Source organism: Chitinophaga sp. OAE865 (genome assembly GCF_040546735.1).
GTDB classification, from domain to species: Bacteria; Bacteroidota; Bacteroidia; order Chitinophagales; family Chitinophagaceae; genus Chitinophaga; species Chitinophaga polysaccharea_A.
The window spans coordinates 5934995-5956085 of record NZ_JBEPOF010000001.1 but is presented as its reverse complement, the minus strand read 5'-3'; the positions used below and the strand labels follow the sequence as shown (position 1 = coordinate 5956085).

Here is a 21091-nt window from a genome sequence, read left to right as displayed (position 1 = left end):
AACAATGGAGAACAGAAAGCTGAAATTGCTGCGCGTATCTACTATTCCGCATTCTTTGCACCTGCTGTTACGCGGGCAGATCAGGTATATGAAGGAAAAAGGAATGGAGGTTTATATGGCCAGTGCAACGGGGCCGGAAGTGGAAGTACTGGAGAAAAATGAAGGTGCCTCCCATTATCATGTTCCTCTGTCAAGATCTTTGAACCCCCTGCATGACCTGAAGGCTCTTTATCATATGGTGAAGCTTATCAGAAAAATCAGACCTGATATTGTTCATTCACATTCACCTAAAGCAGGTACCATAGGAATGCTGGCTGCCTTTATTTGCCGGGTACCATTGAAAATACATACAGTAGCTGGTTTACCGTTGATGGAAAGCCAGGGGATTAAGAAAAAGTTACTTATACTGGTGGAAAAATGGACTTACCGCTTCGCCGACTGGGTATTGCCTAACTCCATAGGCCTTCAGGAGTATATTATTGAGAATAACTTGTTAACTGACAAACGTAAAGTAAAAGTACTCGGAAAAGGGAGCAGTAACGGCATCGACCTTAGCTACTTCAGCAGAACGCCCGCCGTAATGGAAGCAGCGGGCCTGTTCAGGGAAAAGCATCATGTGGAGAAAAGCGATCTCCTGCTTTGTTTTGTAGGTCGGCTTGCTTTTTATAAAGGAATTAATGAACTGGTCGCTGCCTTCAAAATACTCAGTGAAAGATATGTAAACCTGAAGCTCGTACTGGTGGGACCAACTGAATCTCTGAATCCACTCGAAGAAAGAACGACGGCATTAATCAGCACTTTACCCGGCATCATTGCTACCGGGCATCAGGATGATATACGTCCGTACCTTGCCGCCGCAGATATTTTTGTTTTTCCCAGTTACCGGGAAGGATTTCCGCAGTCACTGATGCAGGCCTGCGCGTTTGGTTTACCCTGTATTGCTACCGACATCAACGGTTGCAATGAGATGGTATTTAATGGAGTAAATGGTTATCTGATTCCATCAAAGCAAGTAGATGCTATTGTAGAAGCATGCGTGAAACTGATAACAGACAAGGCCACACGTATTAAGTTGGGCGAGAACAGCCGCGCATACATCGAAGAACATTTTGAACAACGCCAGGTCTGGAATGATATCAACAATTTTTACATAAATCAGATAAATACATTATCCTGATGGCAGCAAATATTTTAATTACGGGCGCTTCTGGATTTTTGGGTAGCGTGCTCACTGGTTACTTGTCACAAAGTGAGTTTGCCTTTTGCATAGAAACGATTGGAAGAGGAAAGGAGGCTACTTATCAGGCCGATCTGGGGACTGGCATTGCACCATTTGGTAAGAAATATGACATAGTGATCCATGCTGCGGGGAAGGCGCATATGATACCTTCTTCTCCTGCAGAAGAAGCAGAGTTTTTTAAAGTAAATGTGGATGGAACGAAGCATCTGTGCCGCGCTTTTAGTCCTGATACTAAACCCGACGCATTTATTTTTATCAGTACTGTTGCAGTATATGGAAAAGATGCCGGAGAAATGATCAATGAAGAGTTTCCCCTGAGCGGCAGTACTCCATATGCAAAGAGTAAGATCATGGCGGAGCAGTGGCTGCAGCAATGGGCAACAGAGAGTGGGGTCCGGTTAACTATTTTGCGACTCCCGTTGATAGCAGGTCCAAATCCTCCCGGTAACCTCGGTGACATGATGAATGGTATCCGGTCCGGACGTTATTTCAGCATCGGCAAGGCCGAGGCCAGAAAGAGTATCGTCTGGGCTGAAGATATTGCCGCTATTATACCCAAAGCTGCCCAGGTAGGAGGCACCTTTAATCTGACTGATGGCTACCATCCTAGTTTCAGAGAGTTGGAACATTGCATCGCAGGTGCTTTGGACCGGAAGCATCCTCGGCATATTCCACTGGTGGCAGCACAGTCGCTGGCAGCAGTGGGGGATCTGGTGGGAAAACGCTTTCCGATTAATAGCCGCAAACTAAGAAAGATATTATCCTCATTGACGTTTGATGATAGAAAGGCCAACAAATTAATACATTGGAATCCCTCTAAAGTCATAGAAAAATTACCATCAATTATATGATCTATCTGATATTGTCCATATTATTTTTTTTCACCCTTCAGGGATATATTCGGCTGGCTGATAAGTATAATATTATTGACAAGCCTAATGAAAGAAGTTCACACAGCAACATCACCATACGTGGAGGAGGAATTATTTTTTTATTGGCTGCAGTGGTAGCGCTTGTCTGGCACTTTAGCGAATTTTGGTTGCCTGTTATGGGCATCCTGCTAATAGGTGTTATCAGTTTTCTGGATGATATGTATACCTTATCTAACAGGATTCGCATACTGTTTCATCTGCTAGCGGTCACCTGCTTGTTCCTGTATGTAAATGCATTTACCATTTTTCCTCTTTACATATTGATTGGTCTGTTCATCCTTGTTATTGGTGTCATCAATGCTTACAACTTTATGGATGGTATCAATGGCATCACAGGTGTGTACAGTCTCGTTGTACTGGCTTCCCTGCAGTACGTTAACCTTAGACAGGTAGCCTTTATCCATCCTGATATGATTTGGCTGCCGATATTGGCCAGTATTGTTTTCCTGTTCTTTAATTTCAGAAAAAAGGCGATATGTTTTGCAGGAGACGTGGGAAGTGTATCTATTGCTTTTTGGATCATGGTATTGCTATTGGACCTGATCTTTACCAGTGGAAATTGGACGTATATCCTTTTCCTGGCTGTCTATGGGGTTGATACCTCTCTGACGATCGTACATCGATTATTGTTAAAGCAAAATATATTCAAAGCCCATCGTATTCATTTCTATCAGATATTGGCGAATGACAGAAAGATGCCTCATCTCCTGATCAGCGCAGGATATGGTATCGTGCAACTAATAATCAATTTCCTTGTGATTTATAATACCAGGAATACAATTTCAGTATTTCTATTCATCTGTGTACCCTTAGTGCTCATTTACATAAGCCTAAAGAATAAACTAATGGTCAAAAACGTTGCATTATGACAGAAAGTAAAATCAGAAATATGATAATCAGCAGGGATCGCGTAAATGAGATAAACAGCAACAATGATACAGGAATAGTTATTTACGGTGCCGGAGGCCATGCTCTTGTAATTGCAGATATGATCGCTTTAATGAATAGGAAAGTATATGTTTTCTTTGATGATGAAGTGAGAGAGGAAAATAAAGTTGTGCAGCAGTATAATCCATTGCTTTTCAGAGATGCAGGATTAATTATAGGAATCGGAAACAATACGGTAAGAGAGCGGATTACTCATAACGTTAAACATTCCTTTACCTCACTAATACATCCAACTGCCAGTATAGCCGGAAATGTTGTAACAGGAGAAGGAACGGTTGTCCTGGCAATGGCGGTAGTCCAGGCAGGTGCAATACTGGGCAAACATGTTATTATTAACGCGGGTGCAGTTATTGATCATGACGCAGTGATTGAAGATTTCGTGCATGTTGCTCCTAATGCCTATATAGGCGGTGGCGCCCATGTCAGTAAAGGAGCTGTAATAGGTGCGGGGGCAGTGCTGTCAAGATTTGCAAAGGTAAATACCAACATGGTAGTACCTCCATTGTCTATTGTATAATTATTAGTAGTAATGTGCAATTTATATTCATATTTTTGTGTATGTCTAATTCTCACTGGATAGTGACATTGGGCTTATGCACCATGTCTCTTATGAAAACCTTATTATTAACGGCGCAAGATATTGCGATCCGTAATCCCTCTATTGAAGGCCCTCCGAAAGCAGGATCTGTACCAGCACCATGGCTTCGGGCATTTCAATCACCGGACACACAGCCAGGAGTTTATGGGATCACCTTAGCCGCTTCAGACGGTAAAACATACATGGGTGGGATCTATGGTACCAAATATATGGAGGGTATTTCCCAACAGCTCCCGACTCCTCTCAAAGCGGGTACCGCTTATCAGGTATCTTTTGATTTGGCTGCCCCTGCAAAATATGATACTTTAATAATGTGCGGTGGTTCAATGGCAATTTATGGCAGCAACAAACCGGATGAACAGCAGGAATTACTCTGGTCATCAGGTCCGTTTTCACATGAAGAATGGAAACGATATGTTGCCGTATTAAAGCCGACAAAAGATTACAACTATATTGTCCTGATGCCTAATCTGCCAGGTACATGTGCAGGCAGCAGATATACGGCTTGTTTAATTGATAATCTTTCTCCTGCACTGACAGTAATCCCAGATGTTAGCTTTCGTGTACAACCTACTTGTAGTGGCAAGAGTACCGGTAATATTAAAGTAATTGTAAACGGAGGGAAACCGCCTTTTACCTTTCAATGGTCACACAATAATGCTTTAGTTCAAGATTCAATTGGTAACCTGTCTGCCGGTGATTATGAAGTAACTGTTACATCGGCAAGCGGCACCAGTACAAAGTCTATGGTTCGTGTAAACGAGTATGTGGTAAACGTTACCACCACATTAACTCCTCCTTCCTGTTATGGTAATAAAAATGGGATCATCGAAGTAAAGGCCACAGATGGACTTTCTCCTTACAAGTACAGCCGGGATAATGGTATACAATTTCAGGATCATCCTGTATTTGAAAAACTGAAGGCAGGGAATTATAGTTTTTTAGTAAATGACCGGGTAGGCTGTGAGGCCCGTAGCCAGGCCATTTTGTCGCAACCTGCTCCACTGGAGGTGGAAAAAGTGAATGTAAAAGATGTGAGTTGCTCAGATACCAGGGATGGAAGGATACAATTGAATATATCCGGAGGAACACAACCCTACTCATTCAGTATCGATCAGGTTACATGGCAGACTGATAACAGTTTTGGTCAGTTGGATGCCGGTAATTACCGGTTGCTTATCAAGGATCAGCACAATTGCCTGACTGAAACTATCAGCACTATAAAACGCAACATCCGCGAATGCGCCGTATTCGTTCCCACCGCATTCTCTCCCAACGGCGATGGCCAAAACGACCTGTTCCGCGCAAAAGTACACGATGATGTACACGATTACCGGCTGGACGTATTTACCCGGTGGGGACAAACCGTATTCAGCACCAATAGCCCCGATGGCGCATGGGACGGGTTATTTAAAGGCCAGCAGCTGCCAACCGCTACTTATGTATGGGTGCTTTTGTATACCGACAGCAAACAGCAGGCAAGGAAGCAGACCGGTACAGTGATGCTGATCCGTTAACTATAATGCCGCATTTCCAAACGGATAGGCTTCCAGTACTTTCCGGAGCTTTGTGTTCTGTGCGATCCCGGCTATGGCGCGCAGGTGCTTCTCATGATGCAGATCCGTACCTATCAGATCTGGTAACCTGGCAGCCATCAGCTTTTCTGCCGTTTGTTGCACATGTTTCCCGTAATAGCCGGTAAGGGATAACAGGTTAAGCTGCAGCAGGCAACCCTGATGTTTCAGTTGCTCATACTGAGATATGTTTGCATGATAATAGCCGTACCGCTCCGGGTGGGCCAGCACTGGCTGATAGCCAGCTGCCTGTATATCAAACAGCCATTGCGCCAGTTGCGGCGGGGCCGACATAAACGAGATCTCCACCAATACCATATTCCCGCTGATGGTAAGCAGGGGTTGCTGCATCAGCGGCACAAACTGTTCATCGAGGTAATATTCTGCGGCAAAATGAAAGGGGAGGGGGTTGTTCCTCCCAGCCAGTTCCTGCTGCACCTGCCGGTATGGGTCCGTTAGGGTGCCTGCAGAATTTGGGTACCTGTCCATCATCACATGCGGGGTGGTTACAATTTTCCGGATTCCCATGGCCTGCAGTTGTTCAATGAAATGCAGGGACGTTTCCACATCAGGCACACCATCATCCACACCGGGTACAAGATGGGAGTGAATATCTGTAGACATGAAGGCCAGCAGGTCTGTCGGCGTCGCTGTATTTTTTTTCCTGAAAAAAAGCATAATGGTTCCTCAATAAAGCAATGATATAAAAATCCGCCCTGTCACAACACAATCAGTGCCACAATTTCCTCCAGGTATTGCTGATCGGTAGCATCAAAATGAGCAAGTTGCTCACTATCCACGTCCAGTATGGCTTTTACTTCGCCGTTGCGTATCAGTGGCACCACTATTTCTGATTTTGATAAGCTGCTGCAGGCAATATGCCCCGGAAATGCCTCCACATCAGGAACAATAAGCGTGGCTGCCTGTGCCCAGCTGCTGCCGCAAACCCCTTTGTTCTTACGGATACGGGTACACGCTACAGGGCCCTGGAAAGGACCAAGCACCAGTTCTTCTCCCTTCACCAGGTAAAATCCCACCCATAGCCATCCAAACTGCTCTTTCAGCGCAGCGGCCACATTGCCCAGGTTCGCTACCAGGTCGGGTTCTCCTTCCAGTAATCCTTTTATCTGGGGGATCAGTGACGTATATTGCTCCTCCTTATTTCCCCTGATGATTTGTAAGTCTTCTGCCATTTTAGTGGTTATTGTATTACAAAAGTCCGGAAAATTTATATTATATTTATCCAAATAACCGTTAAAGTATTGCTGTTAACCATTCAACCATTTATTACCTGTAGAAACATAGTTTTTTTATTCTTTGTCCTATTTTTTATCTGCCGGAAGCTTAATTAAAATATCTTTGACAGTCTATGAAATCACCGGACGTAATTTTAGTGAACGAACAGGATGAAGCTATTGGAACGATGGAGAAGATGGAAGCTCATGAGAAAGGATTACTTCATCGCGCTTTTTCTGTATTTATTATCAATGATGCAGGTGAGATTTTATTGCAGCGCAGGGCGCTGGAGAAGTATCATTCTGCAGGATTATGGACCAACGCCTGTTGCAGCCATCCGTATCCGGGTGAAGATACTGCTGCTGCTGCGCACCGGCGCTTAAAGGAAGAATTGGGGTTCGATTGCGATCTCCGGGAGATTTTCTCCTTTACTTACAGGACGGGTTTTGACAACGGGTTAACCGAACATGAATTTGATCACGTATTGCTGGGTACCTATAACGGCAACATATTTCCTGATATCTCCGAAGTATGCGATTACCGCTACCTGTCGTCCGGCAAAATACTGGAATTAATGGAAAAAGAACCTGATTCGTTTACGATCTGGTTCCATCGCGCACTACCATTGGTATTGCAATATCTCGGTACGCCGGTGAACACCCTATAATTAAATTTTTATTTTACTATGCCACTTTTTACTGTTAACCGGGTTACTTTATCTTAATAAGATGATAACGCCTATCTGTATGGCCTTCTGCCTTTAAGCAGCGGCTGATCCTGTGTGCCTGCTCCCCAGTACTTTTCCGGAACCCACCCCGGTAATGCCAGCGTCGTTTTTATTACCCACCATAATTAACTATTAAACCCAAAGACACATGACAACCATCCAAATGCCAACTATCAGTTATCCATTCCCTTCAGGCCTTAACCAGCATGTACATGAAGCCCAGCAACACGTTGTTTCCTGGGTAACGTCCTATGGCCTCATCACCACAGAAACAGCCCACCGGCGATTTGAAAGGGCCCGCTTTGCCTGGCTTGCCGCCAGGGCTTTTCCCGACGCGGCCCTGCATGAGCTATGCATCATTGCAGACTTCAACACCTGGCTGTTTATCCTTGATGATCAATGCGATGAAGCCACGGTAGGGCGTAAAGCAGATTTTCTCCGGAGCATGATGGCAGGATTAATGGACATCCTGCATCACAACCGCCTGGTGACCCCTGAAACCGGGGGAGCAATGTCTGCAGCTCTTAGCAGCATATGGGAACGTATGCGCGCTATCAGCAGTCCTTCGTGGCGACTGCGCTTTATCCGGAGCATGGACGATTATTTTACCTCCTGCATCTGGGAGGCAGAAAACCGCGAAGCGGGGATCACGCCTTCCATAGCAGATTATGTGCACATGCGGCCCTATACAGGCGCGCTCCTTGCAGATATTGAGGCCATCGAAATTATTGAGAAGATCTATCTCAGCAGGGAGGTAGCAGAACAGCCACTGGTGCAGCGCATGATCCAGGCCTGCAACAACATCGTTTGCTGGTCCAACGACCTGTTCTCCTGTACAAAGGAAGTCCGCCAGGGCGACGTGCATAACCTGGTGCTGGTATTACAGCATGCCCGGCAATGCTCCCTCCAGGAAGCCATCAACGAGGCTGCACGTATGCACAATGAGGAAGTGGCCATTTTCATTGCCCTGGAAAAACTCCTTCCCCTGAAAGGTGCTGAAACCGATTATGAACTGTTACGTTTTGTATCAGTGCTCCGGTCATGGATCACCGGGAATTACGACTGGAGTGTGAAAGATACCGGCCGTTATGGTATAGCCGTTGGCGATGTGGTAGCAGCTTAGCAAAGAGCGCCTGCGGCGTTTGTTCTCCCGGGAAGATGACAAACGGCCGCAGGCCTTTTTATTTTCGTACGTTTCCCTGTTTCATTCTTTTTTCAATAAGCCGGCCCACCCACCAGAACGATAATGCCAGGATACCAAAGAAAAGGCCTTTGTTGGTGAAGTCCCACAGGTATTCAAAGTAACGGGTATACAGGTCCAGCAGGAGGAAGGCCACACCCAGGTCGCGCAGCAGGTCGTCTTTCAAACGGAGGCCCAGCAGGAGCACACCTGCACATAATGCAGTGTAAATGATCACCCATTGCAACAGGTGGACCTGGCGCAACTGCTGCCATTCATCCCAGGTGCCGCAGTTGCCGAAAATAGAGATCAGCCAGCCGGAAATAAGCAATAGCAGCCATCCGCCACTCCAGGTTATATCTTTAACAGGAGCATATATCCGGAATTGCCGCAATAACCAGGCTACTCCTGTAAGTAATATGCCCAGCAAAGCCATGCGGCAGGGCAGGTTCATACCCAGGAAATAGGAAGCATCGCCGGTAAGGAAATAGGTGAGCTTCACATAGGCCGGGATCAGGCAAAGCAGGGTGGCCACCCACAGCAGCCGGGAATGCAGGGTAATGCCCAGCACGCCATAACAAACAGTAGCCAGCAGCCAGAAAGCACCGTAATTTCCTTCCAGGTAATTAACGCTTTTGCCAAAGTATACCACGGTCACGCCTATACTAAGAACCGGCAACAGCCAGAAAAGCTCCCGGTTAAAGGAAAACAGCGGTTGATGCTTATTACGCCGCCATCCTTCGTAACAGAGAAAAACGGTCAGCGCACCAAATAATAAGGCAATCACACCATCCGTCAGCGAAAATTTCTTCCGGATGATCTCAATCCACTTCTCATCCAGTACCAGCGATCCGAAAGCCATCAGGGCACAGGAAATAGCTGCAATAAAAATATAGAGCGTAAGGGTTTGCCAGTCGGTATTCACTACCCTGTAGCTTTTTTGGAGCTCCCCGGCCTGGTCATCGCTGATGAGCCGGTCCTGCTGCCACGACTGTATCGCCCGTTGTATTACCTGTGCTTCCTTCTTGTCAAGTTCTAACATAGGCTGTTTTTTCAGTGGTTAGCCCCCATTTTGTGTACCAGGCGGAGCGTATTACGTTTTTTTATCTTTAAGCGGAAATAATTAAACAATGCCAGTGCCGGAATCAGGATATAACTGATACGCTGGTACGCTGTATTTTCCGGGAACAGGAAATAGGTCATGGCTATACATGTGAAACCTGTTGCCATAGTGAGAAAGCCGTATTTAAACCGCTGGTACAACAGCTCTTTTTCTGTATGATGCCCTGCTACTGCCAGGTCAGGGTTTTTCTGGAAAACAAAATAGCTGATCCAGAACAGCGCCGCCAGGCAGCCCGCCACATTGCAGAGATAAATAAAGAAGGGCAACATGAAATGGGAACTGGTATGCAGCAACGCAGAAGTAGAAAATGGAAACGACACAATAAAAAATAAAAAGAAAAGATGACGATGAATCAATCCTTCATTGTAATTTTGGAGAAACCGGCATAACTGAAGATGCCGTACCCAGAAATTTCCAATGAAAACAAAACTTACCGCAAAGGCCAGGAACTGGATAGCGGTAGGCTCGAAAAACTCCCAGTAACCGTTGACAGGCATTTTTCCCGGAAGGGAAGGCAATTTGATTTCAAGAATCAGTAAAGTAATGGCAATGGCAAACACCGCATCACTGAAAAGAAGCAATCGCTCCAGCTCAAACTCTCGATAAAACGGTTTGGGTTCTTTTATAACAGACATAGACATAGTTAACAATAACTTTTCCGAAAGATACGAAAATAGCTTTTAGCGGTAATTATTAGCCATCCCGTTCATTTCAGGGATGGTAAAACGGCTGGTTGCCCAACAGAACCTTTTTACCTGTTTGTTGTTAAGTATCTATCAATCATCATATACTTTCAAAGTAATACGTATGCATTGTCGTCTTTTTCTATGCACCTTTATTTTACTTTCAGGGATAACAAGAGCTTACGGGCAAACAGATACAGCGCAACAGGGACCTTTTGCTTTTAACCTGGCCAATTGCATACAGTATGGACTTGCACATCAGAACGATGTCGTAAATGCCCGGCTGGATATCAATTTTTCCAGGGAACAGATCAAAGAAGCCACAGGGAAGCTGCTGCCCCATGCAGATGTGAATGCCAGTTTTACAGACAATCTGAAGCTGGCTACCTCTTTGATACCCGATCTGACCAACCCGACTTCCGGTGTGAGAATTCCCGTACAGTTTGGAACCAAGTATTCCTCTGCTGTTACCGGGCAGGTAAACCAGACCATCTTTAACAGCGATTACTTCCTCGGTCTGAAGGCAGCGAGGGTATATGGAGGGCTCGCAGAAAGAACCTATAAAAGAACAGAAATAGAGACCCGTGTGGCCATCACCAAAGCCTATTACGCCGTACTGGCCAATGAAGAGAACATCCGTCTCTCCAAAGCCAATATGGACCAGCTGGAGAAAACCCTGAAAGATACCAAAGCACGTTACGATGTAGGGGTGGCCGAAAGGGTGGATGTAGACAGGATACAGGTATCCTATAATAACGTGGTCACCGATATTGAAACACAGATCCGTTTACTCGTATATACTACCCAGTTACTCAAGTTCCAGATGGGTATGCCGCAGGAAGCAAAGCTGGACCTTACAGAAACAGTGCAGGACCTCAACGTGGAAGCATTCATTGCCGATACCGTTGATTACCTGGTACAGGACCGCGTGGAATATGACATCCCAAACCACCCAGATTGCACTGAATGAGCTGAACCTGAAAAGTAAAAAAATGTCGTTCCTGCCATCCCTGAACGGTTATGTGAACTATGGCTGGAACTATTTCTCTTCAAATTTCGGGGACCTCTATAAAACCGGTTTTGGCGCATCCGCACTTGGATTAACCCTGGCATGGCCCATTTTCACCGGCACCGAACGGATACACCAGATCAGGCAGAATCAAATAACCCTGGAAAAATCAAAGAATGACCTTAGTTACCTGTCGCAACAGATCAAACTGGAAGTGACTAACGCCAATACGCAGTATCTCAACAATAAATCCCGGTTCACCACCCAGAAAACAAATATGGGTCTCACGCAGGGCATTTATGATCGTATTGTGCTCAAATTTGAACAGGGAGTGGCCAGCAGCCTGGATGTGATTTCTGCAGAAAGTGAGCTGAAACAGGCACAGGTGGATTATGTGCAGGCCCTGTTAAACACCCTGATCAGTAAAACAGACCTGGATAAAGCCATGGGCAAAATCAAATAAAGTATCAGCATTCGTAATTCGCAATTAATTTCTCATATGTATCTAATAAATTACAAGCGGACCTTTTATGTGGCAGGAATGATACTCTGTGCTGCCTGTGGCAACAGCAAAAAGCAACAGCAACAGGCCGCCATGATGGGGATGATGAAACCAACCGTTGTAGCTGCAGAAGTAGTACCGGCCGTATATACCGTGTCGGAGAAATTTCCTGCTACCCTGGTGGCGCACGATGTGGTGCAACTCAAGCCCGATGTTTCCGGTTACCTGGAAGCCATCCGGGTGGCCGACGGCAGTAACGTAACCAAAGGACAACCTCTGTATGATATAGACCGCAGCCGCTATGCCGCTGCCTACGGGCAGGTAGCCGCCACCCAGCAACAGGCGGAAGCCGACCTGGCACAACGGCAACGGGATTACGAAAGATATAAATCCCTGCTGGAACATGATGCTATCTCTAAGCAAACGGTTGACCAGGCCTACACGTCCATGCTTACTGCACAGGCCAATGTAGCTGCTGCAAAAGCCTCTGTGGCCAGGGCCGGCACCGATGTAAACCACGCCATAGTGCGCGCCCCGGTAACCGGTAAGATCGGTATTGTGCAGGTGAAAGTAGGGGATGTGATCAACGCCGGGCAAACGCTGATCAACACTATCGTTAATGAGCACCCCATGTTTGCAGACATGGATATTCCCCAGGCCCGCCTGCCGGAATTCCTCCGCATCCAGAGCGGTAAAGGCGGCGATGAAAAATTCTATATCCAGTTCGGAGATGGTACCCGCTACGGGGAAGCAGGGAAAGTGCTTACCATCAACAATATTGTAGACCCGCAAACCGGTACTGTAAGGGTACGGCTTGTTTTTGAGAATAAAGACGGTATGCTTAAATCAGGCATGAGCATCGTTGTGGTAATGCAATACGGTACACCTGCCACACAGCTGGCCATCCCGGCGAAAGCCATTATCCAGAATTTATCAGAGACCAGCGTATATACCATTTCAAAAGACAATGTGATCCGCGCCCAGGATATTGTGCCCGGACCGGTTACGGATACCATGCAGCTGGTGACCAGCGGCCTGAAGGCCGGCGACAGAATCGTGGTGGAAGGTATACAGCGGGTAAAACCCGGAGATACCGTGAATATAGCCGGAGCAGGAGCAGGGGCAGCCAAACCATAAATATTAAATCAGCATCACAGTATGATCTCAAAAACATTTATAGAGCGCAAGAATACTACGATCGTAATTGCTATCATTATTGTGATTGTAGGGCTCATCTGCATGTTCAATCTGCCCATTGCACAATTGCCTGATATTGCACCGCCGGTAACAGATGTAAGGGCCAACTATGTGGGAGCCAACTCCACAACGGTAGAGGAAACAGTGACCACTCCTATAGAAAACCAGGTGAATGGTACTCCCGGCGCTATGTACATCCAGTCGGTAAGTGCCAACGACGGTTCCATGAGCATCACGGTTAGCTTTAAGCTGGGCACCGACCCCGACATCGCCACCCTGGATGTACAGAACCGTGTGAGCCTGGCACTGCCAAGTACGCCCGATGAAGTACGCCGTGTAGGGGTAACCGTTAAGAAACGGTCCAATGATATGCTGATGGTAATCGCGCTGAACTCTCCCAAAGGAAAACATTCGCGCGAATTCCTCGATAACTACATGAATATTTACCTGAAGCCGGAACTGGCCCGTGTGTCTGGTGTGGGTGACGTGAATGCCTTTTCGCAGGATTATAGTATGCGTATCTGGCTGAACCCGGATAAGATGGCGGCGCTTGGTCTTACCGCCGGCGATATTGCCCGCGCCATTACGGAACAGAACCAACAGGTACCCGCCGGTTCCGTGGGTGCCGCTCCTATGCGCAGTACACAGGCGTTCGAATATACGGTGAGTGTAAAAGGCCGCCTTGCCACCACGGAAGAATTTGGCAACGTAGTAGTAGCCACCAGCCAGAATGGTAGCCTCGTCCGCCTCCGTGATGTGGCGCGGATAGATCTCGGCTCCTTTACTTATGCCATTGAAGCCAAAGCGGATGGTAAAACAGGTAGCGGTATGGCCATCTACCTGGCCCCCGGCGCCAATGCGCTGGATGTGAACGACCTGGTAATGAAGAAAATGGAGGAAATGTCGAAACGCTTTCCCGATGATGTGAAATGGCTCGTGCCGTTTGAATCCACTTCCTTCGTAAAGATCTCGATAGAAGAAGTAATAGAAACCTTTGTGGAAGCGCTGATCCTGGTGGTGATAGTGGTGTTCGTGTTCCTCCAGAACTGGAGGGCTACCATCATTCCCATCCTGGTAATCCCGATCTCTCTCATAGGTACTTTTATATTTTTCCAGCTGCTGGGCTTTTCCATCAATACCCTTACCCTGTTTGGTTTTGTATTGGCTATCGGTATCGTGGTGGATGACGCCATTGTGGTGGTGGAAGCGGTGCAGCATCATATCGATGCCAACCTGATGTCGCCAAGGGAAGCCACATTCAAAGCCATGTCGGAGGTACAGGGGCCTGTAATTGCCATCGCCCTCATCCTGGCAGCGGTGTTTGTGCCGGTGGCCTTTATCCCCGGTGTAAGCGGTCGTTTGTACCAGCAGTTTGCGCTCACCATCGCGTTCTCCGTGTTGTTGTCGGCATTCCTGGCACTAACGTTAACGCCTGCACTTACTGCCATCCTGTTGAAACCTGCGCACCTCACACAGAAGTCAAGGGGATTGAACAGGATCTTCTTCAAATTCAATGAATGGTTTGAAAGATTTACCAACCGCTATGGCAGGGGGGTAATGTTCAGTATCCGCAAAACGCCGGCAGTACTGGTGATCATGGCCCTGCTGTTTGCTGCCGCCTTTTATCTCTTTAAGAAAACACCAACCACCTTTGTGCCCCAGGAAGATATGGGCGCTATGTTCATCGCCCTGGAACTGCCGGAAGCTTCTTCTTCGCAACGTACGAAGGAAGTGGTGGCGCAGATCAGTGATATCCTGCTGAAAGATAGTGCAGTACTCCATTTCTTTGGTATCACAGGGATCAACTTCGTGGCCAATGCCACCAAGCCTAACTCCGGTACATTCTTCGTGAGCCTCCGCCCCTGGGATGAGCGCTACAAACACGGAGATAACATGAATAAGGTATTGGGAAGAATTCAAATGGCCACCGGGCGTATTATCGGCGCCAATATTATCTGTATTCCATCTCCTACATTGCGTGGATTAGGTAATACCGGCGGGTTCTCCTTTATGCTGGAGCAACGGAGCAATCCCGATATCAACCAGTTCCTGCAGGTAATGGGGCAGTTCCTTATGGCCGCCAACCAGCGCCCTGAAATAGCCCGTGCATATGCATTCTTCAGCGCCAATACCCCGCAGTTCAATGTGGATGTGGACCGCGATAAATGTAAACAACTCGGTGTAGCCGTGAGCGATGTATTCAACGCACTGCAAACTTTCCTCGGTGGATTATATGTAAACGACTTCACCAAATTCAGCCGCAGCTTCCGTGTGGTATTACAGGCAGATTCTACCTACCGTACCAGTATCAATAACCTGAATACTTATTACGTCCGAAACAGCACGGGGCAGATGGTGCCGCTCAGCGCACTGATCACCACCAAAAAAGCATCGGGCGCACCGGTGATCAATCACTTTAACCTGTACCGCTCTGTGGAAATCAACGGCGACACCAAACCTGGTTACAGTAGCGGAGACGGTATCAATGCACTGAAGGAAGTGGCCGCAAAGGTGCTGCCGGAAAACTTCTCTTTTGAATGGGCCAATGTATCCCTGCAGGAAATTGAAGCCGGTAACAGTAGCACGCTCATCTTCGGATTATCTATCCTGTTTGTGTTCCTGCTGCTTACAGCCCTGTACGAAAGCTGGTCGGTGCCGTTCTCTGTATTGCTGGCGGTACCTATTGCCTTGTTCGGATCTATCCTGGCGTTGTCGCTGACAAAACAGGCCAATAGCGTATACTCCCAGATCGGTTTGATCACCCTGATAGGTCTTGCGGCAAAGAACGCCATCCTGATCGTAGAGTTTTGTAAGGAACGTGTAGACAGGGGCATGCCGCTGCTGGATGCTACTCTGGAAGCCGTAAAATTACGTCTGCGTCCTATCCTGATGACGTCTTTCGCCTTCATATTAGGGGTAATGCCATTGTGCCTTGCACAGGGCGCCGGCGCGGCCTCCCGTGTTAATATAGGCTTTACCGTAGTAGGAGGTATGCTGGCTGCAACAGTATTGGGAATCTTTACGGTACCGGTATTGTACGTGCTCATCACAAAGCTCTCTTACGGTAAGAAGAAACTGGCAGACCTGGAAGCACATGGTAATGAGGAGAAGAAGCCTAAAGGATTAGGAGAATAATCCTAACTTCATTACTTATGAAAAATACTGAACGTTTCAGCACCCGCGTAGATAACTATATCAGGTACCGGCCACATTATCCTGTGGCCGTTATTCCGTATCTGGAAACCGCTGCCGGTCTTACCCGGCAAACCATCGTGGCGGATATAGGCGCAGGCACAGGCATTTCCGCCCAGCCTTTTCTTGACAACGGGAACAAGGTATATGCCGTGGAACCTAATAAAGAAATGAGAGAAGCCGCTGAAAAGCTCCTGAGCCGGTATCCCGATTTTACCTCCGTTAACGGCTCCGCCGAACATACCACGCTACCGGATACCTCTATAGACCTGGTGGTGGCAGGCACCGCATTTCACTGGTTTGATCAGCAGGCCGCTGCAGCAGAATTTCGCCGCATAAGCAGGAAGGAAGCATGGGTGGTACTGATGTGGAACGTTCGCCAGGCGGAACTGCCATTTGAAAAAGGATATGAAAAGCTCCTGCATCAATACGGTACAGATTATAAAGATATGCAGCACCGTAACGTAGGGGCGTCACAGTTATCTTCCTTTTTTCAACCTGGCACCATGCAGGAAAAAGTGTTCCAGAATGCCCAGCTGTTCGATTTCGCCGCACTGAAAGGAAGATTGCTTTCCTCTTCATACGTTCCCGAAGAAGGCCATCCATCGCATACGCCTATGATGCATGCCCTGGAAGACCTGTTCCAGAAATACAAGGAGCAGGGCATGGTGAAGTTCCACTACGAAACAAAACTCTATGTAGGCAGGGTATAGCGGAGGGATCGCCTTCGGCGATGCGAATTTTGTCTGACTCAGGATTACGCTGATTATACTGATTAGTTTGATTTGATCATTTTTGATTTTAAAGGATTTGGGGAGATTTAAGCGGATACTTTTGCTTAAATCTCCCCAAATCTGTTTTCAAAATCCAGAAAATAAAATCAAACTAATCAGTATAATCAGCGTAATCCTGTTCCAAGACAATCGCCGAAGGCGATCCCCTCCGCTATACCAGGCTATTGTACAGAATCTCCACCGGGTGCAGCGCTTTAACGCCGGTACCGTCTTTTACCTGGTGGCGGCAGCTGGTACCAGGCGCTGCGATGAGCGTTCCCTGGGCCGCATTGCGTACTGCCGGGAATAAAACCAGCTCGCCTATTTGCATGCTCAGGTCGTAATGCTCTTTTTCATAGCCAAAGGAACCGGCCATACCACAGCAACCGGAAGGGATTACCTCCACGGAGTAATTCCGTGGCAGTGAAAGCATTTTCTGGCTGTGCAGGGCAGAAGACAACGCCTTTTGCTGGCAATGTCCATGCAGTTTAATATGCTGTTTTTCTGTAGTGAACTGTTCAGACGTGATATGTCCTTTATCAGCTTCTGCGGCAATAAACTCATCGATGAGGAATACATTTTTTGCCAGCGCTTTGGCTTTATCGCGTAGCCCTTCGCTGACGAGGTCGGGGTATTCATCGCGGAAACTAAGTATGGCAGAGGGCTCTACGCCGAGTAAAGGTACGTTTTCATTAATAACGTCACTGAATATACGAACATTGCGGTCGGCGTATTCACGTGCTTTCCGCAGTAATCCTTTCGACATATAGGCGCGGGCGCTTTCGGGATGCTCAGCCATCTGCACATCATAACCGAGGCGGTGCAGCAGCTGTACGGCTTTGATGCCAATAGTAGTGTCGTTATAATTGGTGAACTCGTCGCAGAAAAGATATACTTTTTTATTGCCGGCGGCTCCTTGTTTTTCCTTTGGCCATTTTTCGTTGAACCATTTCCGTAGGGTAATGCTGTGAAGACCGGGCAGGGAGCGTTTCGCCGCAAAGCCGGCAAACTTACGGATTATGCCACCGGTGAAGGAGTTGTTAACCATAGCGTTGTAAACACCGGGTGCAATGGCGGCCAGGCCGGATAATTTGGAAAAGTTGCCGATCATGTTGGCGCGCAATGGTACGCCGTTGGCATCGTGGTAGTGCTGCAGGAATTCCATTTTCAGCTTGGCCATATCCACGTTGGAAGGGCATTCTGATTTACAGCCTTTACATGCCAGGCAAAGATCCAGTACTTCATAAATTTCTTTATGGTCGAAGCGGTTTTCCTTGGTGCTGTTGGTAAGGAACTCACGGAGGATATTTGCCCTGGCACGGGTGGTATCCTTCTCATTGCGGGTGGCCATGTAGCTGGGGCACATGGTGCCGCCGCTCAGCTGCGTTTTGCGGCAGTCGCCCGAACCGTTGCACTGCTCTGCATGTTGCAGCATGGTTTGCTCCGGGAAATGAAAAATGGTTTTCAGCTCCGGCGCTTTTTGCCCTGGTTTGTAGCGCAGCATCGTGTTCATGGACGGTGTGTCTACAATTTTGTTGGGATTGAAAATATTCTCGGGGTCCCAGGTATATTTGATCTGGCGGAGCAGCTCATAGTTTTTGTCACCCACCATCTGTTTAATAAACTCGCCCCTGAGCCTGCCGTCGCCGTGTTCACCACTAAGGGAGCCATGGTATTTTTTTACGAGGGTGGCAATCTCTTCGGCAATTTTACGGAACAGTAAATTTCCTTCTTCTGTTTTCAGGTTGATGATGGGACGGAGGTGAATTTCACCGCTGCCCGCATGTGCATAGTGCACCGCGTATAGTTTGTATTTCGCCAGTATATCGTTGAAATCGCGGATAAAGTCGGGCAGGTCTTCCACGGCCACAGCGGTATCTTCAATTACCGGTACCGCCTTTTCATCGCCGGGAAGGTTACTGAGCAGGCCCAGTCCGGCTTTGCGGAGCGCCCATATCTTTTTGGTATCGTTGCCAAACAGCAGGGGGAAATGATATCCCAGTCCGGCTGCCCGCAGGGTGGCTTCAAGCCTGCCGGCAATTTCAGTGATCTCCTCGCGGGTGTTGCGGCAAAACTCCACTACCAGGATAGCGCCGGGATCTCCCTGTACAAAAAAGCGGTTCTTGCTTTGTTCAATGTTATCCTTGGTACATTCCAGGATGTAGTGGTCAATCAGTTCACTGGCGCTGGGTTTGTAGTCCATTACCAGTACATTGGCCCGCAGTGATTCATCTACATTATTAAAATGTATGCAAAGAAGGCCGGTTTCCTTTGGAGGAAGCGGATCTACATGCAGTTTTATTTCGGTAAGAAAAGCCAGGGTACCTTCGGAGCCGGCAATCAGCTTGCAGAAGTTAAAGTCTTCCGTTCCGGCGGTAAAGGGATTCGTTTCCAGCAGCATATCCACGGCATAACCTGTATTACGGCGCGGAATGCTCTTCTTTGGGAATTCTTTCCGGATCTCTTCCTGGTAGCTGTGATTACTTAAGCTGGTACGTATCTGTTTATAGATCCGGGTTTCCAGTGTATCGGGGCCTTCGCATTTCCGGTGAAAGGTTTCTGCGTCCATGCTGCCGAAGGTAACTTCTTCGCCGTTGCTGAGCAGGGCTTTTACTTCCAGCAGGTGTTCACGGGTGCTGCCGTATACTACGGAGTTGGAGCCGCAGGAGTTGTTGCCCACCATACCGCCTATCATAGCACGGTTAGCGGTGGAGGTTTCCGGGCCAAAATAGAACCCGTGCGGTTTGAGGAACATGTTCAGTTCATCACGGATAACGCCGGGTTGTACACGTACCCATCCTTCTTCTTTATTAAATTCCAGTATTTTGGTGAAAGTGCGTGACACATCGGTTATGATGCCGTTTCCTACTACCTGCCCGGCCAGCGAAGTGCCGGCGGTACGGGGTATCAGGGATGTTTTATTTTCACGCGCAAAACTGATCAGTGTTTTGAGATCTTCGATATGCTGCGGAATAGCTACGGCCAGTGGCATTTCACGGTATGCCGATGCATCGGTGGCATAAAGTGTCCGCATGGTATCATCTGTATAAAGCGTGCCTTCCAGTTTCCCGGCTAATTGTTCCAGCTTGTCGCGCATCATGGTAAAAACCTGTTTTGAGAGGGCGAAATTAATATTTCAGTCCGTCTTTTTCACCCCTTGTAATGTATTCGTAAAAAAAAGCGCTATTCTTTTACAAATTGGGGCTTTTTTACGTCTATCCCGCAAACGGCTTCCAGTTTATCGATAAGATACACGGCCAGTTCAGGCGAAGTGGCCTCATCGTGCATGTGCATGAAAAAATAAACCTCCTTCAAACCATTGTCCAGCCAGTATTTGATACGGTTGGCCCAGTCGTCGATCCGCGTATAATCCGTTGGATGCAGGCTGTTTCCTACAAAGCGGATAAATACTTTCGGGATGGTGAGATGCATATGCGCTACATCCCGCCTGCCGGCGGTATCGGTAATAATGAGGCCTACATTGAGTTTATTGAGCTTTTCGTATAATTCCAGCCGTATGGCTTCGTTCTCATACCATTCTTTATGGCGTAATTCCACGAAAAACTGGAGATCGGTGGGCAAAGAAGCAAGATATTCGTATAGGTATTCCCGTTTGGCCGGGCCATATTTATCACTCAATTGTAAAAAGATGGGTCCCAGGTGTTTGCCAAAGGCGAGTACCCCTTCCAGGAAAGCGGTGGTTTTAGGACCTGAGCTTACCAGGTTGCTGAAATGACTGATGGCCTGCGGCACTTTGGGGCAGAATTTAAAATCCATGCCCTTTGCTTTTTCATCCCATTTGGAAATGGTTTCGGGGCCATAGATCTGGTAATGGGTGGCGTTCAGCTCAATACTGTTGAAATGTTTTACATATTCGCCAAGGAAGGCAGATTCCTTTGTGCCTTTGGGATATATTTTCCCGATCCACTCTTTCCGCCCCCATTTGGCGCATCCCAGCCAGGCCTGCGGCTTTTTCACGGGTTTGCCCTTCAGTACCTTTCTGTTGAAAACAGGTTCGGCGGGCAACTTAAAATCAATGTCCATCAGCATATCTTCGGGAACGCGGCCAAAATCCATGAGCATTCAGCATTTAGAGGTGAAACACATAACAATTACTGTTACAAATATAAACTATCACGGCGGCTCATGTGATCGCCGGCGGGGATTATCATAATAA

General features: G+C 47.4%; 18 protein-coding genes. 12 read left to right on the top strand and 6 right to left on the bottom strand.

What is annotated here, in order from left to right:
• The first annotated feature begins 4 nt into the window (after positions 1 to 4).
• The 5 genes from ABIE50_RS23825 to ABIE50_RS23805 all read left to right on the top strand — a co-directional run bounded on the left by ABIE50_RS23825 (position 5) and on the right by ABIE50_RS23805 (position 5235).
• A complete protein-coding gene (locus ABIE50_RS23825) occupies positions 5 to 1177 on the top strand; it encodes a glycosyltransferase family 4 protein (RefSeq protein ID WP_209858956.1) in 1173 nt (390 codons plus the stop codon).
• The gene (locus ABIE50_RS23820; protein ID WP_209858957.1) at positions 1177 to 2091 is read left to right on the top strand and encodes an NAD-dependent epimerase/dehydratase family protein; all 915 of its coding nucleotides are present in this window, start codon (positions 1177 to 1179) and stop codon (positions 2089 to 2091) included. Before ABIE50_RS23825 ends, ABIE50_RS23820 begins: the two co-directional genes overlap by 1 nt.
• Positions 2088 to 3041: an MraY family glycosyltransferase gene (locus tag ABIE50_RS23815; protein ID WP_209858959.1), complete on the top strand. Its 954-nt coding sequence runs from the start codon at positions 2088 to 2090 to the stop codon at positions 3039 to 3041. The genes ABIE50_RS23820 and ABIE50_RS23815 overlap by 4 nt, the downstream gene beginning before the upstream one ends.
• Positions 3038 to 3637, top strand: coding sequence for a PglD-related sugar-binding protein (locus tag ABIE50_RS23810; protein ID WP_209858961.1), 600 nt, complete (start codon positions 3038 to 3040; stop codon positions 3635 to 3637). The genes ABIE50_RS23815 and ABIE50_RS23810 overlap by 4 nt, the downstream gene beginning before the upstream one ends.
• Positions 3638 to 3729: 92 nt before the next feature.
• The gene (locus ABIE50_RS23805; RefSeq protein ID WP_209858963.1) at positions 3730 to 5235 is read left to right on the top strand and encodes a T9SS type B sorting domain-containing protein; all 1506 of its coding nucleotides are present in this window, start codon (positions 3730 to 3732) and stop codon (positions 5233 to 5235) included.
• Here ABIE50_RS23805 and ABIE50_RS23800 read toward each other — a convergent pair whose 3' ends face one another.
• Positions 5236 to 5970: a tyrosine-protein phosphatase gene (locus ABIE50_RS23800; RefSeq protein ID WP_209858965.1), complete on the bottom strand. Its 735-nt coding sequence runs from the start codon at positions 5968 to 5970 to the stop codon at positions 5236 to 5238. It lies immediately after the preceding gene.
• 41 nt (positions 5971 to 6011) lie between these two features.
• Positions 6012 to 6485 carry a free L-methionine (R)-S-oxide reductase MsrC gene (gene msrC / locus ABIE50_RS23795; RefSeq protein ID WP_142688539.1) on the bottom strand — a complete coding sequence of 158 codons (474 nt, stop codon included), beginning with the start codon at positions 6483 to 6485 and terminating at the stop codon, positions 6012 to 6014.
• A gap of 176 nt (positions 6486 to 6661) precedes the next feature.
• Between msrC and idi the strand changes: the two genes are divergently transcribed.
• Positions 6662 to 7195, top strand: a complete 534-nt coding sequence (gene idi, locus ABIE50_RS23790; protein WP_209858966.1) for an isopentenyl-diphosphate Delta-isomerase — start codon at positions 6662 to 6664, stop codon at positions 7193 to 7195.
• A 208-nt stretch (positions 7196 to 7403) separates the two neighbouring features.
• On the top strand, positions 7404 to 8378 hold the full coding sequence (locus ABIE50_RS23785; RefSeq protein ID WP_209858968.1) for a terpene synthase family protein: 975 nt from the start codon (positions 7404 to 7406) through the stop codon (positions 8376 to 8378).
• Between the two features lie 58 nt (positions 8379 to 8436).
• Here ABIE50_RS23785 and ABIE50_RS23780 read toward each other — a convergent pair whose 3' ends face one another.
• Together ABIE50_RS23780 and ABIE50_RS23775 are read right to left on the bottom strand one after the other, a co-directional pair.
• Positions 8437 to 9477, bottom strand: a complete 1041-nt coding sequence (locus ABIE50_RS23780) for a hypothetical protein (protein WP_209858970.1) — start codon at positions 9475 to 9477, stop codon at positions 8437 to 8439.
• Positions 9478 to 9488: 11 nt separating this feature from the next.
• Positions 9489 to 10193, bottom strand: coding sequence for a TMEM175 family protein (locus ABIE50_RS23775; protein WP_209858972.1), 705 nt, complete (start codon positions 10191 to 10193; stop codon positions 9489 to 9491).
• Positions 10194 to 10365: 172 nt separating this feature from the next.
• Between ABIE50_RS23775 and ABIE50_RS23770 the strand changes: the two genes are divergently transcribed.
• From ABIE50_RS23770 to ABIE50_RS23750, 5 genes are read left to right on the top strand one after another with little or no spacing between them, the layout of a single operon-like run.
• Positions 10366 to 11211 carry a TolC family protein gene (locus tag ABIE50_RS23770; RefSeq protein ID WP_354028149.1) on the top strand — a complete coding sequence of 282 codons (846 nt, stop codon included), beginning with the start codon at positions 10366 to 10368 and terminating at the stop codon, positions 11209 to 11211.
• On the top strand, positions 11177 to 11713 hold the full coding sequence (locus tag ABIE50_RS23765) for a TolC family protein (RefSeq protein ID WP_354028148.1): 537 nt from the start codon (positions 11177 to 11179) through the stop codon (positions 11711 to 11713). Before ABIE50_RS23770 ends, ABIE50_RS23765 begins: the two co-directional genes overlap by 35 nt.
• A gap of 36 nt (positions 11714 to 11749) precedes the next feature.
• On the top strand, positions 11750 to 12889 hold the full coding sequence (locus ABIE50_RS23760; protein WP_209858977.1) for an efflux RND transporter periplasmic adaptor subunit: 1140 nt from the start codon (positions 11750 to 11752) through the stop codon (positions 12887 to 12889).
• Between the two features lie 21 nt (positions 12890 to 12910).
• The gene (locus tag ABIE50_RS23755; protein WP_209858979.1) at positions 12911 to 16084 is read left to right on the top strand and encodes an efflux RND transporter permease subunit; all 3174 of its coding nucleotides are present in this window, start codon (positions 12911 to 12913) and stop codon (positions 16082 to 16084) included.
• A 17-nt stretch (positions 16085 to 16101) separates the two neighbouring features.
• Positions 16102 to 16854 (top strand): class I SAM-dependent methyltransferase, encoded by a 753-nt coding sequence (locus tag ABIE50_RS23750; protein WP_209858981.1) that lies wholly within the window; start codon positions 16102 to 16104, stop codon positions 16852 to 16854.
• 232 nt (positions 16855 to 17086) lie between these two features.
• On the opposite strand, the gene ABIE50_RS23745 is transcribed toward ABIE50_RS23750, so the two are convergent.
• Both ABIE50_RS23745 and ABIE50_RS23740 read right to left on the bottom strand, forming a co-directional pair.
• The gene (locus ABIE50_RS23745; RefSeq protein WP_354028147.1) at positions 17087 to 20014 is read right to left on the bottom strand and encodes an FAD-binding and (Fe-S)-binding domain-containing protein; all 2928 of its coding nucleotides are present in this window, start codon (positions 20012 to 20014) and stop codon (positions 17087 to 17089) included.
• 83 nt (positions 20015 to 20097) lie between these two features.
• On the bottom strand, positions 20098 to 20991 hold the full coding sequence (locus ABIE50_RS23740; RefSeq protein WP_209858984.1) for a DUF72 domain-containing protein: 894 nt from the start codon (positions 20989 to 20991) through the stop codon (positions 20098 to 20100).
• Between the last annotated feature and the right edge of the window lie 100 nt (positions 20992 to 21091).

Coding starts and splice junctions, on each gene's coding strand:
- ABIE50_RS23825 (WP_209858956.1), top strand. CDS start 5: ATGGAGAACAGAAAGCTGAAATTGCTGCGCGTATCTACTATTCCGCAT.
- ABIE50_RS23820 (WP_209858957.1), top strand. CDS start 1,177: ATGGCAGCAAATATTTTAATTACGGGCGCTTCTGGATTTTTGGGTAGC.
- ABIE50_RS23815 (WP_209858959.1), top strand. CDS start 2,088: ATGATCTATCTGATATTGTCCATATTATTTTTTTTCACCCTTCAGGGA.
- ABIE50_RS23810 (WP_209858961.1), top strand. CDS start 3,038: ATGACAGAAAGTAAAATCAGAAATATGATAATCAGCAGGGATCGCGTA.
- ABIE50_RS23805 (WP_209858963.1), top strand. CDS start 3,730: ATGAAAACCTTATTATTAACGGCGCAAGATATTGCGATCCGTAATCCC.
- ABIE50_RS23800 (WP_209858965.1), bottom strand. CDS start 5,970: ATGCTTTTTTTCAGGAAAAAAAATACAGCGACGCCGACAGACCTGCTG.
- msrC (WP_142688539.1), bottom strand. CDS start 6,485: ATGGCAGAAGACTTACAAATCATCAGGGGAAATAAGGAGGAGCAATAT.
- idi (WP_209858966.1), top strand. CDS start 6,662: ATGAAATCACCGGACGTAATTTTAGTGAACGAACAGGATGAAGCTATT.
- ABIE50_RS23785 (WP_209858968.1), top strand. CDS start 7,404: ATGACAACCATCCAAATGCCAACTATCAGTTATCCATTCCCTTCAGGC.
- ABIE50_RS23780 (WP_209858970.1), bottom strand. CDS start 9,477: ATGTTAGAACTTGACAAGAAGGAAGCACAGGTAATACAACGGGCGATA.
- ABIE50_RS23775 (WP_209858972.1), bottom strand. CDS start 10,193: ATGTCTGTTATAAAAGAACCCAAACCGTTTTATCGAGAGTTTGAGCTG.
- ABIE50_RS23770 (WP_354028149.1), top strand. CDS start 10,366: ATGCATTGTCGTCTTTTTCTATGCACCTTTATTTTACTTTCAGGGATA.
- ABIE50_RS23765 (WP_354028148.1), top strand. CDS start 11,177: ATGACATCCCAAACCACCCAGATTGCACTGAATGAGCTGAACCTGAAA.
- ABIE50_RS23760 (WP_209858977.1), top strand. CDS start 11,750: ATGTATCTAATAAATTACAAGCGGACCTTTTATGTGGCAGGAATGATA.
- ABIE50_RS23755 (WP_209858979.1), top strand. CDS start 12,911: ATGATCTCAAAAACATTTATAGAGCGCAAGAATACTACGATCGTAATT.
- ABIE50_RS23750 (WP_209858981.1), top strand. CDS start 16,102: ATGAAAAATACTGAACGTTTCAGCACCCGCGTAGATAACTATATCAGG.
- ABIE50_RS23745 (WP_354028147.1), bottom strand. CDS start 20,014: ATGATGCGCGACAAGCTGGAACAATTAGCCGGGAAACTGGAAGGCACG.
- ABIE50_RS23740 (WP_209858984.1), bottom strand. CDS start 20,991: ATGGATTTTGGCCGCGTTCCCGAAGATATGCTGATGGACATTGATTTT.